Consider the following 1,250-nt stretch of genomic DNA (forward strand, 5'->3'; position numbering starts at 1 on the left):
CCCGCGTCCACTCCCACTCCCACTCCCGCGCTCGTTCCCACTCCCTCTCCCATTCCCGGGAACAGACGCTCCAGGACCACCGCGATCCCGTCGTCCTCGTTCGAGAGCGTCACCTCGTCGGCGACCGCCTTGAGTTCGGGGTGAGCGTTGGCCATGGCGACCCCGTGCGCGGCCCAGTCGAACATGGGGATGTCGTTCGGCATGTCACCGAAGGCGATGGTGTCGGCCGGGCCGACCCCGAGGTGCCGGGCGGCGAGGGCGAGTCCCGTGGCCTTGGTGATGCCGCATGGCTGGAGTTCGACGGTGCCGGGACCCGACATGGTGACCGTCGCCAACGAGCCGACGGCTCCGCGGGCCGCCGCCGCCAACTCGTCGTCGGAGAGGGTGGGATGGCGGAGCAGCACCTTGCTGATGGGCTCGCACCAGAGGTCGTCGCGCCGCAGGACCCGTACGGCGGGCAGGGTCGGGTGCGGCATCAGATAGCCCGGCTCGATGAGGGTGAGCCCGTCCACACCGTCCTGGTCGACGGCCGCGTACACCTGCCCGACCTCGGCCTCGATCTTGCCGAGCGCGGTCTCGGCCAGCTCACGGTCCAGGGTGACGGACCACAGCAGCCGCTCCGCACCGGCGTCGTACAGCTGCGCGCCCTGCCCGCACACCGCGAGCCCCTCGCCCCCGAGTTCCTCCAGCAGGGGGCGTACGCGGGGCGCGGGCCGTCCCGTCACCACGAGGTGCCGGGCGCCCTCGTCCACGGCTCTCGCCAGCGCCGCACGCGACCTGTCGGAGAGCGTGTCGTCGCCGCGGAGCAGCGTTCCGTCCAGGTCAGTGGCGATGAGGGCGTATGCGGTGCGCGGGTTCATGATCAGAGAATACGGATCAACGGGGCTCGCCGTTCCGGCGCGAACCGGACGACATACAGTGTCCCGGCACCGCCACTGTTTCCTGGCAGGGACCGACGGCTCCGGCTCCAACGCGAGCGCGGCCGAGCGCACTTGTACGGGTGCCGCGCCCTCGGCAGTGCCCTCACCCGCACACGAACCGCATCACCGGCCCGTACGAGGCCGCCGCCGGCAACCCCGTGAAGTACGGCCCCGGCACGGACGAGCGGTACCCGGCACCCGGCACCCGGCTTCGGCGTGCCCCGTCGTCAGCGGCCGCCTGCTCACCACGAGCTCCGTACGCGCCTCGCCCCGATCGGCACCGAACGGCACGCGCCCGCCACTTCTGGCCCCGGACCCCACGTGTCCCCC

The 1,250-nt window shown here is 72.3% G+C and carries 1 protein-coding gene; it reads right to left on the bottom strand.

The annotated features are described in order from the left end of the window. Positions 1-860: HAD family hydrolase (locus tag FNH04_RS46125; RefSeq protein WP_152792168.1), on the bottom strand; the 860-nt coding region annotated here is incomplete at its 3' end. Between the last annotated feature and the right edge of the window lie 390 nt (positions 861-1,250).

This window comes from Streptomyces phyllanthi, from assembly GCF_009377205.1.
Taxonomy (GTDB): Bacteria; Actinomycetota; Actinomycetes; order Streptomycetales; family Streptomycetaceae; genus Streptomyces; species Streptomyces phyllanthi.